The organism is Pseudoxanthomonas taiwanensis (genome assembly GCF_010093135.1).
In the GTDB taxonomy this organism is placed as follows: Bacteria; Pseudomonadota; Gammaproteobacteria; order Xanthomonadales; family Xanthomonadaceae; genus Pseudoxanthomonas; species Pseudoxanthomonas taiwanensis.
The window spans coordinates 1-17,394 of sequence record NZ_PDWK01000063.1; the positions used below are offsets into that span (position 1 = coordinate 1).

The 17,394-nt window shown below is 72.7% G+C and carries 18 protein-coding genes and 1 pseudogene; 11 read left to right on the forward strand and 8 right to left on the reverse strand.

The window, feature by feature from the left end:
• Positions 1-201: 201 nt before the first annotated feature.
• A complete protein-coding gene (gene tsaB / locus CR938_RS11340; RefSeq protein ID WP_162125122.1) occupies positions 202-906 on the forward strand; it encodes a tRNA (adenosine(37)-N6)-threonylcarbamoyltransferase complex dimerization subunit type 1 TsaB in 705 nt (234 codons plus the stop codon).
• 7 nt (positions 907-913) lie between these two features.
• Here the strand turns inward: tsaB and CR938_RS11345 are convergent, their stop codons facing one another.
• The gene (locus CR938_RS11345) at positions 914-1,609 is read right to left on the reverse strand and encodes an SGNH/GDSL hydrolase family protein (RefSeq protein WP_162125123.1); all 696 of its coding nucleotides are present in this window, start codon (positions 1,607-1,609) and stop codon (positions 914-916) included.
• A 222-nt stretch (positions 1,610-1,831) separates the two neighbouring features.
• Here CR938_RS11345 and CR938_RS11350 point away from each other — a divergent pair, with 222 nt between their 5' ends.
• The 5 genes from CR938_RS11350 to CR938_RS11370 all read left to right on the forward strand — a co-directional run bounded on the left by CR938_RS11350 (position 1,832) and on the right by CR938_RS11370 (position 5,271).
• Positions 1,832-2,215 carry a diacylglycerol kinase gene (locus tag CR938_RS11350; protein WP_162125124.1) on the forward strand — a complete coding sequence of 128 codons (384 nt, stop codon included), beginning with the start codon at positions 1,832-1,834 and terminating at the stop codon, positions 2,213-2,215.
• A 30-nt stretch (positions 2,216-2,245) separates the two neighbouring features.
• Positions 2,246-2,995, forward strand: a complete 750-nt coding sequence (locus tag CR938_RS11355) for a TerC family protein (RefSeq protein ID WP_162125125.1) — start codon at positions 2,246-2,248, stop codon at positions 2,993-2,995.
• A gap of 99 nt (positions 2,996-3,094) precedes the next feature.
• Positions 3,095-3,982, forward strand: coding sequence for a prolipoprotein diacylglyceryl transferase (lgt, locus tag CR938_RS11360; RefSeq protein ID WP_162125126.1), 888 nt, complete (start codon positions 3,095-3,097; stop codon positions 3,980-3,982).
• Positions 3,979-4,773: a thymidylate synthase gene (locus tag CR938_RS11365; protein WP_162125127.1), complete on the forward strand. Its 795-nt coding sequence runs from the start codon at positions 3,979-3,981 to the stop codon at positions 4,771-4,773. Before lgt ends, CR938_RS11365 begins: the two co-directional genes overlap by 4 nt.
• 3 nt (positions 4,774-4,776) lie before the next feature.
• Positions 4,777-5,271: a dihydrofolate reductase gene (locus tag CR938_RS11370; protein ID WP_170296530.1), complete on the forward strand. Its 495-nt coding sequence runs from the start codon at positions 4,777-4,779 to the stop codon at positions 5,269-5,271.
• Here the strand turns inward: CR938_RS11370 and CR938_RS11375 are convergent.
• The 4 genes from CR938_RS11375 to CR938_RS11390 all read right to left on the reverse strand — a co-directional run bounded on the left by CR938_RS11375 (position 5,268) and on the right by CR938_RS11390 (position 10,144).
• Positions 5,268-6,119: a symmetrical bis(5'-nucleosyl)-tetraphosphatase gene (locus CR938_RS11375; protein ID WP_162125128.1), complete on the reverse strand. Its 852-nt coding sequence runs from the start codon at positions 6,117-6,119 to the stop codon at positions 5,268-5,270. The genes CR938_RS11370 and CR938_RS11375 overlap by 4 nt on opposite strands.
• A 166-nt stretch (positions 6,120-6,285) precedes the next feature.
• Complete coding sequence (gene rsmA / locus CR938_RS11380; protein ID WP_162125129.1) at positions 6,286-7,071, reverse strand: 16S rRNA (adenine(1518)-N(6)/adenine(1519)-N(6))-dimethyltransferase RsmA; 786 nt, start codon at positions 7,069-7,071, stop codon at positions 6,286-6,288.
• A gap of 36 nt (positions 7,072-7,107) precedes the next feature.
• The gene (locus tag CR938_RS11385; protein WP_162125130.1) at positions 7,108-8,496 is read right to left on the reverse strand and encodes a sigma-54-dependent transcriptional regulator; all 1,389 of its coding nucleotides are present in this window, start codon (positions 8,494-8,496) and stop codon (positions 7,108-7,110) included.
• A 43-nt stretch (positions 8,497-8,539) separates the two neighbouring features.
• Positions 8,540-10,144: a sensor histidine kinase gene (locus CR938_RS11390; protein ID WP_162125131.1), complete on the reverse strand. Its 1,605-nt coding sequence runs from the start codon at positions 10,142-10,144 to the stop codon at positions 8,540-8,542.
• Positions 10,145-10,315: 171 nt separating this feature from the next.
• Here CR938_RS11390 and sucC point away from each other — a divergent pair, with 171 nt between their 5' ends.
• The 3 genes from sucC (at position 10,316) to CR938_RS11405 (ending at position 14,268) form a co-directional block, all read left to right on the forward strand.
• Complete coding sequence (gene sucC, locus CR938_RS11395) at positions 10,316-11,485, forward strand: ADP-forming succinate--CoA ligase subunit beta (RefSeq protein ID WP_162125132.1); 1,170 nt, start codon at positions 10,316-10,318, stop codon at positions 11,483-11,485.
• Positions 11,486-11,628: 143 nt separating this feature from the next.
• The gene (sucD, locus tag CR938_RS11400; protein WP_162125133.1) at positions 11,629-12,501 is read left to right on the forward strand and encodes a succinate--CoA ligase subunit alpha; all 873 of its coding nucleotides are present in this window, start codon (positions 11,629-11,631) and stop codon (positions 12,499-12,501) included.
• A gap of 129 nt (positions 12,502-12,630) precedes the next feature.
• A complete protein-coding gene (locus CR938_RS11405; RefSeq protein WP_162125134.1) occupies positions 12,631-14,268 on the forward strand; it encodes an NAD+ synthase in 1,638 nt (545 codons plus the stop codon).
• A 90-nt stretch (positions 14,269-14,358) separates the two neighbouring features.
• Here CR938_RS11405 and CR938_RS11410 read toward each other — a convergent pair whose 3' ends face one another.
• Entirely contained in the window at positions 14,359-15,240 is an 882-nt protein-coding gene (locus CR938_RS11410) for an outer membrane protein assembly factor BamD (RefSeq protein WP_162125135.1), read from the reverse strand.
• A gap of 101 nt (positions 15,241-15,341) precedes the next feature.
• On the opposite strand from CR938_RS11410, the gene rluD reads away from it, so the two are divergent.
• A complete protein-coding gene (rluD, locus tag CR938_RS11415) occupies positions 15,342-16,328 on the forward strand; it encodes a 23S rRNA pseudouridine(1911/1915/1917) synthase RluD (RefSeq protein WP_162125136.1) in 987 nt (328 codons plus the stop codon).
• A gap of 20 nt (positions 16,329-16,348) precedes the next feature.
• Positions 16,349-17,137, forward strand: coding sequence for a peptidoglycan editing factor PgeF (pgeF, locus tag CR938_RS11420; protein ID WP_162125137.1), 789 nt, complete (start codon positions 16,349-16,351; stop codon positions 17,135-17,137).
• Positions 17,138-17,144: 7 nt separating this feature from the next.
• Here pgeF and CR938_RS11425 read toward each other — a convergent pair.
• Both CR938_RS11425 and CR938_RS11430 read right to left on the reverse strand, forming a co-directional pair.
• A pseudogene (locus tag CR938_RS11425) lies at positions 17,145-17,270 on the reverse strand (DUF481 domain-containing protein); the annotation flags it as partial.
• Between the two features lie 3 nt (positions 17,271-17,273).
• Positions 17,274-17,394, reverse strand: a 121-nt coding sequence (locus CR938_RS11430; RefSeq protein ID WP_149860985.1) for a transposase, incomplete at its 5' end; no start/stop codon positions are given.

Sequence of the window (17,394 nt, forward strand, 5' to 3'; positions counted from 1 at the left end):
TGAACAACGATTCCTGAGTGACGTCTGCACCGCGCATCCCACGCCCTCCACTATGGCTGAGGTCGATATCGCAAACAGAGGGCTTGAAAGCAAGCTCTGGCGCGGGAGAATTTCAACAAGCTGCTAGTGCCCGCGTTGGCCCCGGTTCTGGCGGCCGCGCGCATCATTTACCCTGAACCGCCCGCTTCCCTGTCACCGTCCATGCGCCTGCTCGCCTTCGAAACCGCCACCGAGGCCTGTTCCGTGGCCCTGTACCTGGACGGGGAGGTGCGCGAGCGCTTCCAGGTGGCCCCCCGCCAGCACGCCGAGCTGGCCCTGCCGTGGGCCGAGGCCCTGCTGGGGGAGGCCGGGGTGGCGCGCACGCAGCTGGATGCCGTCGCCGTGGGCCGCGGCCCGGGCGCCTTCACCGGGGTGCGCCTGGCCATCGCCCTGGCCCAGGGCATCGCCCTGGCCCTGGACCGGCCGGTGGTGCCGGTCTCGACCCTGGCGGTGCTGGCCGCCGGTGCCCCGGCCGACGGACCGGAGCACATCCTGGCGGCGATCGACGCGCGCATGGGCGAGGTCTACGCGGGCGCGTTCCGGCGCAGCCCGGACGGCCCGGTGGCGCTGGACGCCGAGCGGGTGCTGGCCCCCGGCCAGGTCGACCTGCCGGATGCGGACGGCCCCTGGCAGGGCGTGGGCACGGGCTTTGCCGCTGCGCGCGGCGCGCTGGTGGCCCGGCTGGGCCCGCGCCTGGCGCGCCACGACGCCGCCGCCCTGCCGCACGCGGCCGACCTGGCGCGTCTGGCCGCGGCGGCCTTCGCCCGCGGTGGCGGGCTGCCGCCGGAGCAGGTCGAGCCGGCCTACCTGCGCGACAACGTGGCCCTGACCCTGGCCGAGCAGCTGGCCCTGCGCGGCGACCGCTGATCGGCCTTCAGGGCCGCAGGTGCGGCAGCAGCTGCCGGCGCCAGAGGGCGTAGCCGGCCGCGTTCAGGTGCAGGCCGTCCTCCAGGAACAACTCGCGCCTTGGCTGGCCGCCGCCGTCGAGCATGGGCGCGGCCACGTCCACGAACTCCACCCGGTCCCAGCGCGCCGCCTCCTGGCGCAGCAGCACGTTGGCGGCGTGCACCGCCTGCAGCAGGTGCGCCCGGGCCGGGCTGGGCTTGATCGACAGGCAGACGATGCGCGCGTGTGGCAGGCCGCGGCGCACGCGCTGGACGAAGGCACGGAAGTCCTCGCGCACCTGGTGCGGGGTGCGGCCGGCCTCCAGGTCATTGTCGCCGGCGTACAGGACGATGGTGCGCGGTGCGTAGGGCAGGATGATGCGGTCGGCGTACCAGGTGGCATCGCGCAGCTGCGAGCCGCCGAAGCCGCGGTTGACCGTGGCCAGTTCCGGGAAGGCGGCGTCCAGGTCCCACATCCGGATCGAGGAGCTGCCCACGAACAGCACCGCCCCGCGCGGCGGCGGCCGGGCCGCGTCCTCGGCGGCGAAGCGGCGCATGTCCGCCTCCCAGTCGGGGGAGGACACCGCGTCCACCGGCGGTGGCGGCGCGGCGGCGGGCAGCTCCGGTGGCTGGGCGTGGCCGCAGACGGCCAGGAGCAGCAGCAGGAGCAGGGCGGCGCGGGGCATGGGAATCCCTCGGTCCGTGGCGTGCCGCGCCAGCCTGGCCCGCGGGGCCGGCGGGCCGCAAGGGCGGTGGCCGCCGCCGGCCGGCCCGGGTTCAGGTGGAGGCTGTGGCAAAATCCTTCCTTTGCCGTCCGACGAGCCTGCCATGCCCCGCCCGCATGACCCGTTCATGATGCCCCGTGCCCGCGCCATCGGCGTGCGCCGGGTCGGGGTGTCCGCCTGACCATGGCCGACGGGACCGGCCACCTGCCGCGCGGTCCCGCACGGATCCTCAAGGCGGCCCGCTGGTCCCTGCAGGGGCTGGCGGCGGCGTGGATGCACGAGTCCTCGTTCCGCCTGGAGGTCTATCTGTTCGCCATCCTGACGCCGCTGGCCCTGTGGCTGGGCCAGGACGCGGTGGAGCGGGTGCTGCTGGTCGGCTCGATGCTGCTGGTGCTGGCCGCCGAGCTGCTCAACTCGGCCATCGAGGCCGTGATCGAGCGCTACGGCGCCGAATACCACGAGCTGGCCGGCCGGGCCAAGGACATGGGCTCGGCCGCGGTGTTCGTGCTGATGCTCAACGTGGTGTTCTGCTGGGGGCTGCTGCTCGGCCCACGGCTGCTCCCCTGAATCCCCCCGCTGCAACAACAGGTCCCCCTGATGAATCTCGAGTTCCTGGCCAACCCCGATGTCTGGTTGACCCTGGTCACGCTCAGCGCCCTGGAGATCGTGCTGGGCATCGACAACCTGGTGTTCATCTCCATCGCGGTCGGCCGCCTGCCGGAGGAGCGGCGCCCGGTGGCGCGCAAGTTCGGCATCGCCGTGGCCTGCATCACCCGCATCTGCCTGCTGGTGTCGCTGGCACTGCTGGCACGCATGCACTCGGACCTGTTCACCGTGGCCGGCATGGGCATCTCCATGCGCGACCTAGTCCTGATCGTGGGTGGCGCCTTCCTGCTGGTGAAGGGCACCCGCGAGATCCACGAGCTGATCACCGGCGGCCACGACGAGGACCCGCGCACCACACGGCCCTCGGCGGTGTTCGGCCTGGTGATCGCGCAGATCGCCATCATCGACATCGTGTTCTCGCTCGACTCGGTGATCACCGCGGTGGGCATCGCCGAGCACATCCCGGTGATGGTGGTGGCCATCCTGGTGGCGGTGGCGATCATGCTGCTGGCCGCCAACCCGCTGGGCCGCTTCATCGACGCCAACCCGACCATCAAGATGCTGGCCCTGGCCTTCATCCTGCTGATCGGCGTGGTGCTGGTGCTGGACGGCTTCGACGTCCACGTGCCCAAGCCGTACATCTACTTCGCCATGGCCTTCGCGGTGCTGGTGGAGACGCTCAACCTGCTGATGCGCCGCCGCGCGCTGCGCCGCCGCGTGCCGGGCGCCGGCGAGTTCTGACGGCGTGGCGGGCCGGCGCCTCCGCGGGTGCCCGGCCCGCGTCCCGCGCGCCGTCGCTCCGTGCGGCACAATAGCGGTCCTCCCAGGCGGCCGAGCACGATGATCGTCCTGCACCAGATTGACCCCGTCGCTTTCTCCGTCGGCCCGCTGCGCGTGCACTGGTACGGGCTGATGTACCTGCTGGGCTTCGCCGCGGCCTGGTGGCTGGGCAGCCGCCGCATCCGCGCCGGGCGGCTGCCGGGCGTGGATGCCAACGGTTTCTCCGACCTGCTGTTCTTCGCCATGCTCGGTGTCGTGCTCGGCGGCCGCATCGGCTACGTGCTGTTCTACGGACTGGGCGAGGCGGCACGCGATCCGCTGATGCCGCTGCGGGTGTGGGACGGCGGCATGAGCTTCCACGGCGGCCTGCTGGGCGTGCTGCTGGCGGTGGGGCTGTGGTCGCGCGCGCGCGGCCTGCGCTTCTTCGACACGGTGGACTTCATCGCCCCGCTGGTGCCGCCGGGCCTGGGCTTCGGCCGCATCGGCAACTACATCGGCGGCGAGCTGTGGGGCAAGCCCACCGGCGCCGGCTGGGGCGTGGTCTTCCCCGGCGGCCTGCCCGAGCCGCTGCGCGGCCTGGATCCGGCCACGCTGCGCGCCCAGTTCGAGGCCGGCGCGCTGGATGCCTGGGCGCGCCATCCCTCACAGCTGTACCAGGCCTGCCTGGAGGGACTGGTGATGTTCCTGGCGCTGTGGTGGTTCTCGTCCCGGCCGCGGCCGCGCTACGCGGTCTCCGGGCTGTTCTCGCTGCTGTACGGCTGCTTCCGCTTCCTGGTGGAATTCGTCCGCGTCCCGGACCCGCAGCTGGGCTACCTGGCCTTCGGCTGGCTGACCATGGGCCAGCTGCTGAGCCTGCCGCTGGTGGCCCTGGGCCTGTTCCTCTTGTGGCGCTCGCACTCGGCCCCGGTGCTGCAGCCGGCGGTCCCGGCCAAGGGGGATCAGGCGTGAGGCAATACCTGGAACTGCTGCGCCACGTGCTGGAGCATGGCACGGCGAAGTCCGACCGCACCGGCACCGGCACCCGCAGCGTGTTCGGCTGGCAGATGCGCTTCGACCTGCGGGAGGGCTTCCCCCTGGTCACCACCAAGAAGCTGCACCTGCGCTCGATCATCCACGAGCTGCTGTGGTTCCTGCGCGGGGACACCAACATCGCCTACCTGCGCGAGCACGGCGTGACCATCTGGGACGAATGGGCCGACGCCAGTGGCGAGCTGGGCCCGGTCTACGGCAAGCAGTGGCGCGCCTGGGAGGGCGCGGACGGGCAGGTGGTGGACCAGATCCGCTGGGTGGTGGAGGAGATCCGCCGCAACCCGGACTCGCGCCGGCTGGTGGTCAGCGCCTGGAACGTGGCCGATCTGCCGAAGATGGCGCTGATGCCCTGCCACGCCCTGTTCCAGTTCTACGTGGCCGATGGCCGCCTGAGCTGCCAGCTGTACCAGCGCAGCGGCGACATCTTCCTCGGCGTGCCGTTCAACATCGCCAGCTATGCGCTGCTGACCCACATGGTGGCGCAGGCCACCGGGCTGGAGGCGGGCGAGTTCGTCCACACCCTGGGCGACGCGCACCTGTATTCCAACCACCTGGAGCAGGCGCGCCTGCAGCTGCAGCGGCAGCCGCGGCCGCTGCCGAGGCTGCGCCTGAACCCGGCGGTGACCGACCTGTTCGCCTTCACCTACGACGACATCGCCATCGAGGGTTACGACCCGCATCCGGCGATCAAGGCCCCGGTGGCGGTGTAAGCCATGCACCTGGCCCTGGTCGCCGCGCTGGACCGTAACCGTGCCATCGGGCGCGACAACGGCCTGCCTTGGCACCTGCCGGACGACCTGCGCCGCTTCCGCGCGCTGACCACCGGCCGCCCGGTGCTGATGGGGCGGCGCACCGCCGAGGCGCTGGGCCGGGCACTGCCGCAGCGGACCAACCTGGTGCTGACCCGTTCCGGGCGCGTGCCCTACGGGGGGATGCGGGCGGTGGCCTCGCTGCGGGAGGCGATGGAGGCGGCCGCGGCGCTGGGCGCGGACACGCTGTGCGTGATCGGCGGGGCCGAGGTCTACGCGCTCCCCCTGCCGCTGCCCGCCCGCCTGTACCTGACCCACGTGGACACGGCGGTGGAGGGCGCCGACGCCTTCTTCCCGCGGTTCGACCCGGCACAGTGGCGGGCGGTGGAACGGCAGGCGCACCCGGCCGACGCGCGCCACGCGCACGCCTTCGAGTTCGTGGACTACGTGCGCGCCTAGTCGCGGCGCAGGTGCGGGGGCAGGGCGGAGGCGTCGCGGCCGGGCACCTGCACCACGCGCAGTTCCCCCGCGTCCAGCTGCAGTGCGGTCAGGCGCCCGCCCCAGACCGCGCCGGTGTCGATGGCGTGCACGCCCTGGGTGATGGTCAGGCCCAGGGTGGACCAGTGGCCGCAGACGATCTTCAGGTCGCGCTCGACCCGGCCCGGGGCCTCGTACCAGGGGTACAGGCCGGCGGCCTGGGTGCCGGGCGGGCCCTTCTCCTCGATGGCGAGGCGCCCGCGCGGGGTGCAGTAGCGGGCCCGGGTGAGCCAGTTGATGATCGCGCGCCAGCGGTCCTGGCCGCGCAGGCCCGGCGACCAGTGCGGCCGGTCCCCGTACATGTTGCGCAGCAGCCCGCGGTAGCCGTCGCCCTGCAGCTGGCGCTCGACCTCGGCCGCGTACTGCTCGGCCTGCTGGGTGGTCCACTGCGGCGCCAGGCCGGCGTGCACCATCATCCAGCCCAGTTCGCGGTCCACGTGCAGCAGCTTCTGCCGGCGCAGCCAGCCCAGCAGCTCGGGGGCGTCGTCGGCGAACACCACCCGCTGCAGGTCCGGGTTGACCTTGCGCCACTCGGCCGCCGGACGCTCGCCGATGGCCAGCAGCGACAGGTCGTGGTTGCCCAGCACCACCACGCTGTGCTCGCGCAGGGAGTGCACCAGGCGCAGGGTCTCCAGCGACTGCCCGCCGCGGTTGACCAGGTCGCCGCAGAACCAGAGGGTGTCGGCCGCCGGATCGAAGCGGATGCGCTCCAGCAGGCGGGCGGTGGCGTCGTAGCAACCCTGCAGGTCGCCGATGGCCCAGATGCTCATGCCGTCCCCGTCGGTGAAGGCGCCGCGGCGCGGCGACCGGCGCCGGACCCGGCGGGTGCGGCCGGGAGGCGCGGAGCGGCTTCCGTGGCGGTGGCGTGGCAGGTCGCGTGCGGCATGGCGACAGTGTAAGCGAAGGCGGCCGCCGGGCACGCCGACCGCCAGGCGGTCATGCGGCCGGCGCGGCGTTGGCCAGGCGGATGAAGCCGGCCACGTCCACCTGCTCGGCGCGCGCCTGCGGGTCGAGGCCGGCGGCGGCGAAGTGCGCGGCGTCGCACACCCCGGCCAGGGCGTTGCGCAGGGTCTTGCGGCGCTGGCCGAAGGCCGCGCGCACCAGCCCGGCAAAGCGCGCCGGATCGTGGATGCCGATCTCCGCGGTCGGGCGCGGCACCAGCCGCACCACCGCCGAGTCCACCTTCGGCGGCGGCCGGAACGCGCCCGGCGGCACCGTGAACAGCGGCGCCACCCGGCAGTAGGCCTGCAGCATCACGCTCAGCCGCCCGTACACCTTGCTGCCCGGGGCGGCGGCCATGCGGTCCACCACCTCCTTCTGCAGCATGAACACCATGTCGCGGATCACCGCCGCGTGCTCCAGCACGTGGAACAGGATCGGCGAGGAGATGTTGTAGGGCAGGTTGCCGACCAGGCGGATCGGCGCGCCTCCGGCCAGCGCGGTGAAGTCCACCTCCAGCACGTCGCAGTGGACGATGGACAGCTCGCCCAGGCCCTCGGCCATGGCCGCCAGCGGCCGCAGCAGGTCGCGGTCGAACTCGATCACCGTCAGCGCGCCGTGGCGGCGCAGCAGCGGCAGGGTGATGGCGCCCTGGCCGGGGCCGATCTCGACCAGGCGGTCGCCCGGTTGCGGGTCCACGGCCTGGACGATGCGGTCGATGTAGGCCCGCTCGTGCAGGAAGTGCTGGCCCAGCGATTTCTTGGGAAGGTGGCTCGTGCCCATGCGCCATTATCGCCCGGAGCCGGCGGGCCGTGGCGCTCAGTCCATGCCCAGCTTCTTGAGCTTGTAGCGAAGGGCGCGGAAGGTGATGCCCAGCTGCGCGGCGGCGCGGGTCTTGTTCCAGCGGTTGTCCTCCAGCGCCTTCTGGATCGCCGCCCGTTCCAGCTGCTCGATGTAGTCGGGCAGGGCGCCGCCGGCCGGGTCGATGTCGGCCACCGCCTCGGCCAGGCCGCCGCCGGCGGGCTCGCGGCCGGGGCCACGCACCGGCGCCTGCGGCAGGGGCAGGTCGGCCGCGTCGATGCGCTCGCCCTCGGCCAGGGCCAGGGCGCGCTCGAGGATGTTCTCCAGCTCGCGCACGTTGCCCGGGAACGGGGAGGCGGCCAGCGCCGCCAGCGCGCCCGGGGCCAGCTCCGGCGCCGACCGGCCCTGGCCGGCGGCCAGGCGGGCGAGGATGGCCTCGGCCAGCTGCGGCAGGTCGGCGGTGCGCTCGCGCAGTGGCGGCACGCGCAGCCCGATGACGTTGATGCGGTAGTACAGGTCGTGGCGGAAGCGGCCCTCGGCCACCAGCGTGCCCAGGTCCTTGTGCGTGGCCGAGAGGATGCGCACGTCCACCGGCACCTCGGTGGCCGCGCCGACCGGACGCACCGACTTCTCCTGGATGGCGCGCAGCAGCTTGACCTGCATCGGCAGCGGCAGCTCGGCCACCTCGTCCAGGAACAGGGTGCCGCCGTTGGCGGCCTGGAACAGGCCGGGCTTGTCGGCGTGGGCGCCGGTGAAGCTGCCCTTCTTGTGGCCGAAGAACTCGCTCTCCATCAGCTCGGCCGGGATCGCGCCGCAGTTGACCGGCACGAACGGCCCGGCCGCGCGCGCGCCCTGCTCGTGGATGGTGCGCGCCACCAGCTCCTTGCCCACGCCGGACTCGCCCAGGATGTACACCGGGGCCTGGCTGCGCGCGACCTTGGCGATGGTGGTGCGCAGCGTGGCCATGGCCGGCGAATCGCCGAGCAGGCGGCTGGCATGCTCGGGCGGCGGCGGGGCCGGCGCCGGGCGCTCGGCGTTGTTCAGTTCCAGCGCATGCTTGACCATGCCGCGCAGCACGGCGATGTCCACCGGCTTGCTGACGAAGTCGAAGGCGCCGGCCTTGAGCGCCTCCACCGCCAGTTCCATGTTGCCGAAGGCGGTGATCATGGCCACCGGCGTCTGCGGGTAGTGCCGGGAGATCTGCCCGACCAGCTCGATGCCGCTGCCGTCGGGCAGGCGCATGTCGGTCAGGCACAGGTCGTAGCGGTTGGCCGCCAGCAGCGCCCGCGCCTCCGTCAGGTTGGCGGCCGTGTCCACGCGCAGCCCCATCCGCCCCAGGGTCAGGACCAGCAGTTCGCGGATATCGCGCTCGTCGTCGACGATCAGGGCGCTGCGGCTTTGGGTCATGTCCGGAAAGATAACGTGGCCGGTGGGGCGGTCCAAGCGGGGCTCAGGCCGGCAGCATGTTGTGCGGGCCGGCCAGGGTCACGCGGAAGCAGGCGCCGCCACCGGGCACCGGCACGTATTCCAGGCCGGCCTGGTTGGCGCGGCACAGTTCGCGGGCGATGTACAGGCCCAGCCCGGTGCCGTGCTCGGAGGTGGTGAAGAACGGGCGGAAGAGCTGCGCCAGCACGCCCTCGGGGATGCCGGGGCCGCGATCGACCACGTCGATCATGGACTGGCGGCCGGACTGGAACACCCGCAGGCGCACCCGCGCCGGTTCGCCGGGGATGCGCCCGTACTTGAGCGCATTGTGGACCAGCGCGGTCAGCACCTGCTGCAGGTGGCGCGGGTCCACCATGGCGTGCACCGGGTGCGGCGGGATGATCGCCTCCAGGCTGTCGGTCCCGTCCGGGAGCGGGGGCCGGGAGTCGTCGACGAAGCGGCGCACGAAGCTGCCCAGGTCCACGTTCTCCGGGGTGGCGCGCTCGCGCCGCGCCAGCCCGAGCACGCTCTCGACGATGCCATTGGTACGCTGGCATTGCTGGTGGATGATCTGCAGCAGGCGGCGGTCGGCGTCGTCCACGTTGCGCGACTCCTCCAGCAGCTGCACCGCGTAGTTGATCGCCGCCAGCGGGTTGCGGATCTCGTGGGCCAGGCTGGCCGAGAAGCGGCCCAGCGCGGCCAGGGTCAGGGATTCGGCCCGGCGCGAGACCACGGTGGCGTCGTCCAGGAACACCAGGGTCACGTCGGAATCGGCCAGCAGGCGGGCGAAGCGCGGCTGCACCTCGGGCTGGTCCGGGTGCAGGCGCAGGGGGCTGTCCTCGGCCTGCTCGTGGCCGGCGCGCCAGCGCTGCAGGCGCGCGGCCAGGTCCGGCGCCAGCGTGGCCAGGCCCGGCGAAGCGGTCTGGCCGGTGTCGCCCAGCAGTGCCAGCGCGGCCTCGTTGGCCAGGGTGATGCGGTTGTCCGCGTCCACCACCAGCACGCCGGTGCGCATGCGGCGGATGATCATCTCGTTGATCTCCACCAGGTTGGCCACCTCGGCCGAGCGCTGCTCGGCCAGGCGCTGGTTGGCGCGTGCGCGCCGGCCGATCTCGTGGGCCAGCCAGGCCAGGGCCAGGTAGCTGGTGACGAACATGGTCAGTTCGGCCAGCGAGCGGGTGCGGCCGCCATCCTCAAGCAGCGCCCAGACGTGCTCGGCCACCAGCGCTGCCGCCGCCAGCAGCGCCAGGCCCAGGCCGTGGCGCAGCGGCAGCAGCATGGCCGCGGCGGCCACGTTGAACATCAGCATCATGGCGATGCCGGCGCCCACCGCAGGCAGGGCGTGGGTGGCCAGGATCGCGGCCAGGATGTCGATGCAGGTACCGGCGGCCACCAGCGGCACCAGCCGTTCCTCGTCGCGGCCCAGGGCCAGCAGCAGCGCCGCCGCCACCAGGTAGGTGACCGCCACCGCCGCGCCCATCTCGTGGTCGTGGGGCGGGCCGACCAGCTCCCCCAGCGGGCCGAACACCAGCGCGGCCACCAGGCCCGCCTCCAGGACCCGGTACAGCGCGAAGAAATACAGCTCCCGCCGCGGGATGGATTCGATGCGGTCGATGAGCGAGGCCTGGCTCAAGCGCGGGCTCCCCTGGCGCGACGGGGCCGAGTATAGGCGGGGACGGGGCCGGCGCGCCGGGCGGCTTTTTGCACCGCCGCGCGCCGGCGGCGACAATAACCGGCCCGCCCGCACGGCCCTCCGGCCCGCCCGCGGCCTGCCCGGCGGCCGTTCCCCACCCAACGGTGAAGCATGAATTTCCACGAGTACCAGGCGAAACAACTGTTTGCCGAATACGGCATCCCGGTCCCTGCCGGGCGCGTCGCGTCCACCCCGGATGAAGCGGTCGAAGCTGCCAAGGCGCTGGGCAGCGGCCCGTGGATGGTGAAGGCCCAGATCCACGCGGGCGGCCGCGGCAAGGCCGGCGGCGTGAAGTTCTGCAAGACCCTCGACGACGTGAAGGCCGCCGCCGCGGGGATGCTTGGCACGAAGATGGCGACCTACCAGTCCGGCGGCGTGGCCCTGCCGGTGAACCTGGTGCTGGTGACCGAGGCCGGCGAGATCGCCAAGGAACTGTACCTGTCGGTGCTGGTGGACCGCGGCAGCAAGTCGATCACCTTCATCGCCTCCTCCGAGGGCGGCGTGGAGATCGAGAAGGTCGCCGCCGAGACCCCGGAGCTGATCCACACCCTGCACATCAACTACGTCGAGGGCCTGCAGCCGTACCAGGCGCGCAACATCGGCTTCGCGATGGGCCTGAACGCCAAGCAGTGCAACCAGCTGGTCAGGATCATGAGCGGGCTGTACCGCCTGTTCAACGACAAGGACCTGTCGCTGGTCGAGCTCAACCCGCTGGCGATCCTGGCCAACGGCGACCTGTACGCCCTGGACGGCAAGATCAATTCCGACGACAACGCCTCGTTCCGCCATCCGGAGCTGGTCGCCATGCGCGACAAGACCCAGGAGGACGAGACCGAGGTGCTGGCCAGCGAGCACGACCTCAACTACGTGACCATGGACGGCAACATCGGCTGCATGGTCAACGGCGCCGGCCTGGCCATGGCCACCATGGACGTGATCAAGCTCAACGGCGGCGAGCCGGCCAATTTCCTGGACGTCGGCGGCGGCGCCACCAAGGAGCGCGTGACCACCGCGTTCAAGCTGATCCTGTCCTCGGACAAGGTCAAGGCGATCTTCGTCAACATCTTCGGCGGCATCGTCCGCTGCGACATGATCGCCGAGGGCATCATCGCGGCGGTCAAGGAAGTGGGCGTCAAGGTGCCGGTGGTGGTGCGCCTGGAAGGCACGAACGTGGAGGCCGGCAAGAAGCTGCTGGCCGACTCCGGCCTGGCGATCATCCCTGCCGACGACATCAACGACGGCGCCAAGAAGGCCGTCGCCGCCGCCGCCGCCGCGGCCTGATCCACCGACGGCACCGGACGGGCGCGCCCCCCCCCGGCCCCGCCGCAGCGGCGGGACGGGGCCGGGCCCACGCCCCCGGCACCGGCCACGGCCGGGGCCGCGCCCCCGGAGCCGGCGCCCAATGAATATCGAGGACTAAAACCATGTCCGTTCTGGTCAACAAGAACACCAAGGTGATCGTGCAGGGCTTCACCGGCCAGCAGGGCACCTTCCACGCCGAGCAGATGATCGAGTACGGCACCAAGGTCGTCGGCGGCGTCACCCCCGGCAAGGGCGGCCAGCAGCACATCGGCCTGCCCGTGTTCAACACCGTCGCCGACGCGGTCGCCGAGACCGGCGCCGACGCCTCGGTGATCTACGTCCCGCCGCCGTTCGCGGCCGACGCCATCCTCGAGGCCGCCGACGCCGGCATCAAGGTGATCGTGGCCATCACCGAGGGCATCCCGGTGCTCGACATGCTGCGCGTGAAGAACGTGCTCAAGTGCTACGAGGACGTGGTGCTGATCGGCCCGAACTGCCCGGGCATCATCACCCCGGGCGAGTGCAAGATCGGCATCATGCCGGGCCACATCCACAAGCCGGGCAAGGTCGGCATCGTGTCGCGCTCGGGCACCCTGACCTACGAGGCGGTCAAGCAGACCACCGACGTGGGCCTGGGCCAGTCCACCTGCATCGGCATCGGCGGCGACCCCATCAACGGCCTGAACTTCGTGGACTGCCTGAAGCTGTTCAACGAGGACCCGCAGACCGAGGGCATCATCATGGTCGGCGAGATCGGCGGCAGCGCCGAGGAGGAGGCCGCCGAGTACGTGCGCCAGTACGTGAAGAAGCCGGTCGTCGGCTTCATCGCCGGCGCCTCCGCCCCTCCGGGCAAGCGCATGGGCCACGCCGGCGCCATCGCTTCCGGCGGCCAGGGCACGGCCGCGGGCAAGTTCGCGGCGATGGAAGCGGCCGGCATCACCACCGTCCGCTCGCCGGGCGACCTGGGCGCGGCGATCAAGGCCCGCCTGGGCTGATCCGCCTCCGGGCACGCAACGGAAAGGCCGCCTCCGGGCGGCCTTTCCTTTTGCGGCGCCGGCGCCTCACGCGGCGGGCGCGGCCGGCGCCGCTATCATGGACCCTCTACCCGCCGACCGTCCGATCCCATGAGTGCCTTCCTGCGCATCGCCCTGGCCCAGTTCGACTTCCCGGTAGGCGCGATCGAGCGCAACGCCGAGCGCATCGCCGCGATGATCGCCGAGGCCCGCGACGAGTTCGGCGCCGACATCGTCCTGTTCCCGGAGCTGGCCGTGTGCGGCTACCCGCCGGAGGACCTGCTGATGCGCCCGTCCTTCCTGGCCGGGTGCGAGGCGGCCCTGCACCGCATCGCCGCGGCCACGCGCGGCATCACCGCGGTGGTGGGCTGGCCGGAGTCGGCCGGCAGCGTGCTGTACAACGCCGCCAGCGTGCTGCGCGAGGGCCGCGTCGAGGCCACCTACCGCAAGCGCGAACTGCCCAACTACGCGGTGTTCGACGAGCGCCGCTACTTCGAGGTGGACCCGGACGGCGGCCCCTGCGTGTTCGAGGTCAAGGGCGTGCCGGTGGGCGTGCTGGTGTGCGAGGACCTGTGGTTCCCCGAGCCGCTGGCGGCCACGGTGCAGGCCGGCGCGCAGCTGGTGCTGGTGCCCAACGCCTCGCCGTTCGAGCGCGGCAAGCACGCCCAGCGCGACGCGCTGCTGGCCGAGCGCACCCGCGACACCGGCGCGGCGGTGGCCTACCTCAACCTGGTCGGCGGCCAGGACTCGCTGGTGTTCGACGGCGCCTCGGTGGTGGCCGACGGCGACGGCACCGTGCACCCGGCCGCGGCGGCCTTCACCGACCAGTGGCTGGTGGTGGACTACGACCCGGCCGGACGCCGCTTCACCCCGGTGCAGTGGATGGACGACGGCGACGAGAGCATGGACGCGCTGGCCTGGCGTGCGGTGGTGCGCGGCATCCGCGACTACTGCGCCAAGAACGGCTTCTCGCGCGCCTGGCTGGGCCTGTCCGGCGGCATCGACTCGGCCCTGGTGCTGGCCCTGGCGGCCGAGGCCCTGGGCCCGGAGAACGTCACCGCGGTGCGCCTGCCCTCGCGCTACACCGCCGACCAGTCCAACGACCTGGCCGCCGAGCAGTGCGCGGCGCTGGGTGTGCGCCTGGAGACGGTGCCGATCGAGCCGGCGTTCCAGGGCTTCCTGCAGGCGCTGGGACCGCTGTTCGAGGGCCGCGGGGCCGACACCACCGAGGAGAACCTGCAGTCGCGCTGCCGCGGCGCCATCCTGATGGCCCTGGCCAACAAGTTCGGCGGGCTGCTGCTGACCACCGGCAACAAGAGCGAGTACGCGGTCGGCTACGCCACCATCTACGGCGACATGTGCGGCGGCTACGCGCCGCTGAAGGACCTGTACAAGACCGAGGTCTACGGCCTGGCCAAGTGGCGCAACACGGTGGGCGGGGCGCCGGTGATCCCGCCGGCGGTGATCAGCCGCCCGCCCACCGCCGAGCTGCGCGCCAACCAGACCGACCCGGACTCGCTGCCGCCCTACGACGTGCTCGACGGCATCCTGCGCCGCTACATCGACCAGGAGCAGTCGCGCGCGGGGATCGTCGCCGCCGGCTACGACGCGGCGGTGGTGGACCGGGTCCTGCGCCTGGTGCGGATCAGCGAGTGGAAGCGCCACCAGGCCGCGCCCGGGCCCAAGGTGTCGCGGCGCGCCTTCGGGCGCGAGCGGCGCTACCCGATCAGCAGCGGGTTCGGCGGCTGAGGCCGCGGCGCCGGGCGTCTCCCGGCGCCCGGAAGCGGAAGGGCGCGCCGGAGGGCGCGCCCTTCGTGCATGCCACCGCGGCGGGCCGGTTCAGCGGTCCAGCACCACGTCGCGCTGGCCGGTGGTCGGCGACTTCTCGCCGGCGAACGGGTTCAGGCGGCGGATCGCCCACGGGTACTTGGGCCAGTCGCCGCGCAGGTAGGGGTGCTGCGGGTTGTTCAGCTCCAGCACCCGGCGCGCGTCGGCGGCCAGCCTGTCCTGGCCGATCCTGCTGTAGGACTCGGCCAGCGCCGCCACGGCGTCGTACTGGTAGTCGCTCTGCGGGTAGGTCTCCAGCACGTACTTGGCGCGGCCGATGGCCGACAGCCAGGCGCCGCGGCGCATGTAGTACAGCGCCGTGTCGATCTCGTGGCGGGCGAACACGTTGCGCAGGATCACCATGCGCTGGCGCGCGTCGGCCGCGTAGCGGCTGTTCGGGTAGCGGGTGACGACGATGTTGAAGTCCTCGTAGGCCTGTTGCGGCGAGGACAGGTCGCGGCGGCTGGGGTCAAGCGACCATACCCGGCGCAGGAACACCGCGTCGCGGTTGGAGTTGGACAGGCCGCGCAGGTAGTAGAAGTAGGCGATGTTGCGGTGGGTCGGGTAGGTGCGGATGAAGCGGTCGATGGTGGACACCGCCTCGTCGTGCTTGCCGGCCTTGTACTGGGCGTAGGCGGTCTCCATCAGCGCCTGCTCGGTGTACGGGCCGTACGGGTACTGCGCGACCAGCCGGCGGAAGGTGGTCTCGGCGCCGGACCAGTTGCCGCGCTCCATCATGTGGTGGCCCTTGCGGTACAGCTCCTCGACCGACGCACCCTCGTTGGCGTCCTTCCTGCTGTTGCGGCCGCAGCCGGTGACCAGGAACAGGGCGAGCAGCAGCAGGGCCGCCAGGCGCAGCGGTGCGGGAACGGAAAAGCGGAGGCTATGGGCCATCGGGAGGGCAGGCGGACGCGGAAATGGAGGCTCGATGATAGCCTAGTGGCCTGTCCGGCGACTGACTTGCGCCGCCGGAACGTTCCCGCCGCCGGATTTCCATGTCCCAGCCGTCCCCATCCCCCCTGCAGGCCACCGTGCCCGACGAGGCCGCCGGCCGCCGCTTCGACGCGGTGCTGGCCGAGCTGTTCCCCGAATACTCCCGTTCCCGCCTGGCCGCCTGGATCAGGTCCGGCGACGCCCTCCTGGACGGCCGGCCGGCGCGCCCGCGCGACCCGGTCCGGGGCGGGGAGCGGGTGACCTTGGCCGCCGTGGCCGAGATCCAGACCGAGGCGGTGCCCGAGGACATCCCGCTGGACCTGGTCTACGAGGACGAGCACCTGTTCGTGGTCAACAAGCCCGCCGGGCTGGTGGTCCACCCGGGCGCCGGCAACCCGGCCGGGACCCTGGTCAACGCCCTGCTGCACCGCGACCCGGGCCTGGCCAACCTGCCGCGCGCCGGCATCGTCCACCGCCTGGACAAGGACACCAGCGGGGTGATGGTGGTGGCCCGCACCCTGCAGGCGCACACCGCCCTGGTGGAGCAGCTGGCCGCGCGCCAGGTCCACCGCCAGTACCTGGCCGTGGTGGTGGGCGCACTGGTGTCCGGCGGCACCGCCGACGCGCCGATCGACCGCCATCCCCGCGACCGCCTGCGCATGGCCGTGCGCGAGGACGGCCGCGAGGCGGTGACCCACTACCGCCTGCGCGAGCGCTTCCGCGCCCACACCGCGCTGGAATGCCGCCTGGAGACCGGCCGCACCCACCAGATCCGCGTGCACATGCAGCACCTGCGCCACCCGATCGTCGGCGATCCGCTGTACGGCGGCCCGCTGAAGCTGCCGCGCGGGGCCACCGAGGCGCTGGTGGCCTGCCTGCGCGGCTTTCACCGCCAGGCCCTGCACGCCGAGGTGCTGGAGTTCGCCCACCCGGTCACCGGTCAGCCGGTGAAGGCCGCCGCGCCGGTGCCGGAGGACATGGCCGGACTGCTGCGCCTGCTGCGCGAGGACACCCGGCTCTGGGAAGAGAAGGAAAGCCAGCGCCGCTGAGCGGGGCGCGGGGAGGGGCGATGGCGGCGCACGCGGACACACACGGGCAGGCGGTGCTGGTGGCGGACTGGCCGGCGCCCCCGGGCGTGGTGGCCTTCACCACCCTGCGCCACGGCCCCGGGGTGTCGGCCGCGCCGTTCGACCGCTTCAACCTGGGCGCGCGCTGCGGCGACGATCCGGCGGCGGTGGCCGCCAACCGCCAGGCGCTGCGCGCCGGCCTGGGCCTGCCCTCGCATCCGCACTGGCTGCAGCAGGTGCACGGCACCGCCGTGCTGCGCGTGGAGGCGCCGCTGGCCGCGCCGCGTCCGCCGGAACAGGAGCCGCAGGCCGACCCCGCGGTGACCGCGGTGCCGGGCGCGGTGCTGGCGATCCTCACCGCCGACTGCCTGCCGGTGGTGTTCGCCGCCGGGGATGGCAGCGAGGTCGGCGCCGCCCATGCCGGCTGGCGCGGCCTGGCCGGCGGGGTGCTGGAGGCCACCGTGGCCGCGATGCGCACGCCCCCGGCGCGGCTGCGCGCGTGGCTGGGCCCTGCGGCCGGGCCGCGGGCCTACGAGGTGGGCGAGGAAGTGTACCGGGCCTTCACCGATGACGATCCCGGCGCCGCGGCCGCGTTCGCGGCCACCCGGCCCGGGCACTGGAAGGTGGACCTGTACGCGCTGGCCCGGCGCCGGCTGGCCGCCGCGGGCCTGGCGCCCGCGGCGGGGCCCGGCGGCGGCCCGTGCACGATCGGCGATGCGGCGCGTTTCTATTCGCACCGCCGCGACCGCCGCACCGGCCGCATGGCGACGGTCGTCTACATGCGGCCGTGAGCCCGGCTCAGCGGAAGGTGTAGACCAGGTTGACCGTGGTCAGGGTGTCGGTGCGCTTGATGTCCGCCTCCTCGACCTCGGTGTTGTGGCGCGTCTGCAGGCCGGCCTTGAGCGCGAAGTGCTCGTTCATGGTTCTTCACCCAAGTCCGGGGAAGGCCGCCCGGATCTTCAGGAAGAAGTAGGCGTCGTCCCGGTAGCCGTAGGCCACCCGCTTGATGACCTTGATCTTGTTGTTGATGCCTTCGACCAGATTGGTT

What these genes read in the sequence shown, in the direction of transcription:
- tsaB (WP_162125122.1), top strand. Translation starts at nt 202, where the DNA reads ATGCGCCTGCTCGCCTTCGAAACCGCCACCGAGGCCTGTTCCGTGGCC.
- CR938_RS11345 (WP_162125123.1), bottom strand. Translation starts at nt 1,609, where the DNA reads ATGCCCCGCGCCGCCCTGCTCCTGCTGCTGCTCCTGGCCGTCTGCGGC.
- CR938_RS11350 (WP_162125124.1), top strand. Translation starts at nt 1,832, where the DNA reads ATGGCCGACGGGACCGGCCACCTGCCGCGCGGTCCCGCACGGATCCTC.
- CR938_RS11355 (WP_162125125.1), top strand. Translation starts at nt 2,246, where the DNA reads ATGAATCTCGAGTTCCTGGCCAACCCCGATGTCTGGTTGACCCTGGTC.
- lgt (WP_162125126.1), top strand. Translation starts at nt 3,095, where the DNA reads ATGATCGTCCTGCACCAGATTGACCCCGTCGCTTTCTCCGTCGGCCCG.
- CR938_RS11370 (WP_170296530.1), top strand. Translation starts at nt 4,777, where the DNA reads ATGCACCTGGCCCTGGTCGCCGCGCTGGACCGTAACCGTGCCATCGGG.
- CR938_RS11375 (WP_162125128.1), bottom strand. Translation starts at nt 6,119, where the DNA reads ATGAGCATCTGGGCCATCGGCGACCTGCAGGGTTGCTACGACGCCACC.
- rsmA (WP_162125129.1), bottom strand. Translation starts at nt 7,071, where the DNA reads ATGGGCACGAGCCACCTTCCCAAGAAATCGCTGGGCCAGCACTTCCTG.
- CR938_RS11385 (WP_162125130.1), bottom strand. Translation starts at nt 8,496, where the DNA reads ATGACCCAAAGCCGCAGCGCCCTGATCGTCGACGACGAGCGCGATATC.
- sucC (WP_162125132.1), top strand. Translation starts at nt 10,316, where the DNA reads ATGAATTTCCACGAGTACCAGGCGAAACAACTGTTTGCCGAATACGGC.
- sucD (WP_162125133.1), top strand. Translation starts at nt 11,629, where the DNA reads ATGTCCGTTCTGGTCAACAAGAACACCAAGGTGATCGTGCAGGGCTTC.
- CR938_RS11405 (WP_162125134.1), top strand. Translation starts at nt 12,631, where the DNA reads ATGAGTGCCTTCCTGCGCATCGCCCTGGCCCAGTTCGACTTCCCGGTA.
- CR938_RS11410 (WP_162125135.1), bottom strand. Translation starts at nt 15,240, where the DNA reads ATGGCCCATAGCCTCCGCTTTTCCGTTCCCGCACCGCTGCGCCTGGCG.
- rluD (WP_162125136.1), top strand. Translation starts at nt 15,342, where the DNA reads ATGTCCCAGCCGTCCCCATCCCCCCTGCAGGCCACCGTGCCCGACGAG.
- pgeF (WP_162125137.1), top strand. Translation starts at nt 16,349, where the DNA reads ATGGCGGCGCACGCGGACACACACGGGCAGGCGGTGCTGGTGGCGGAC.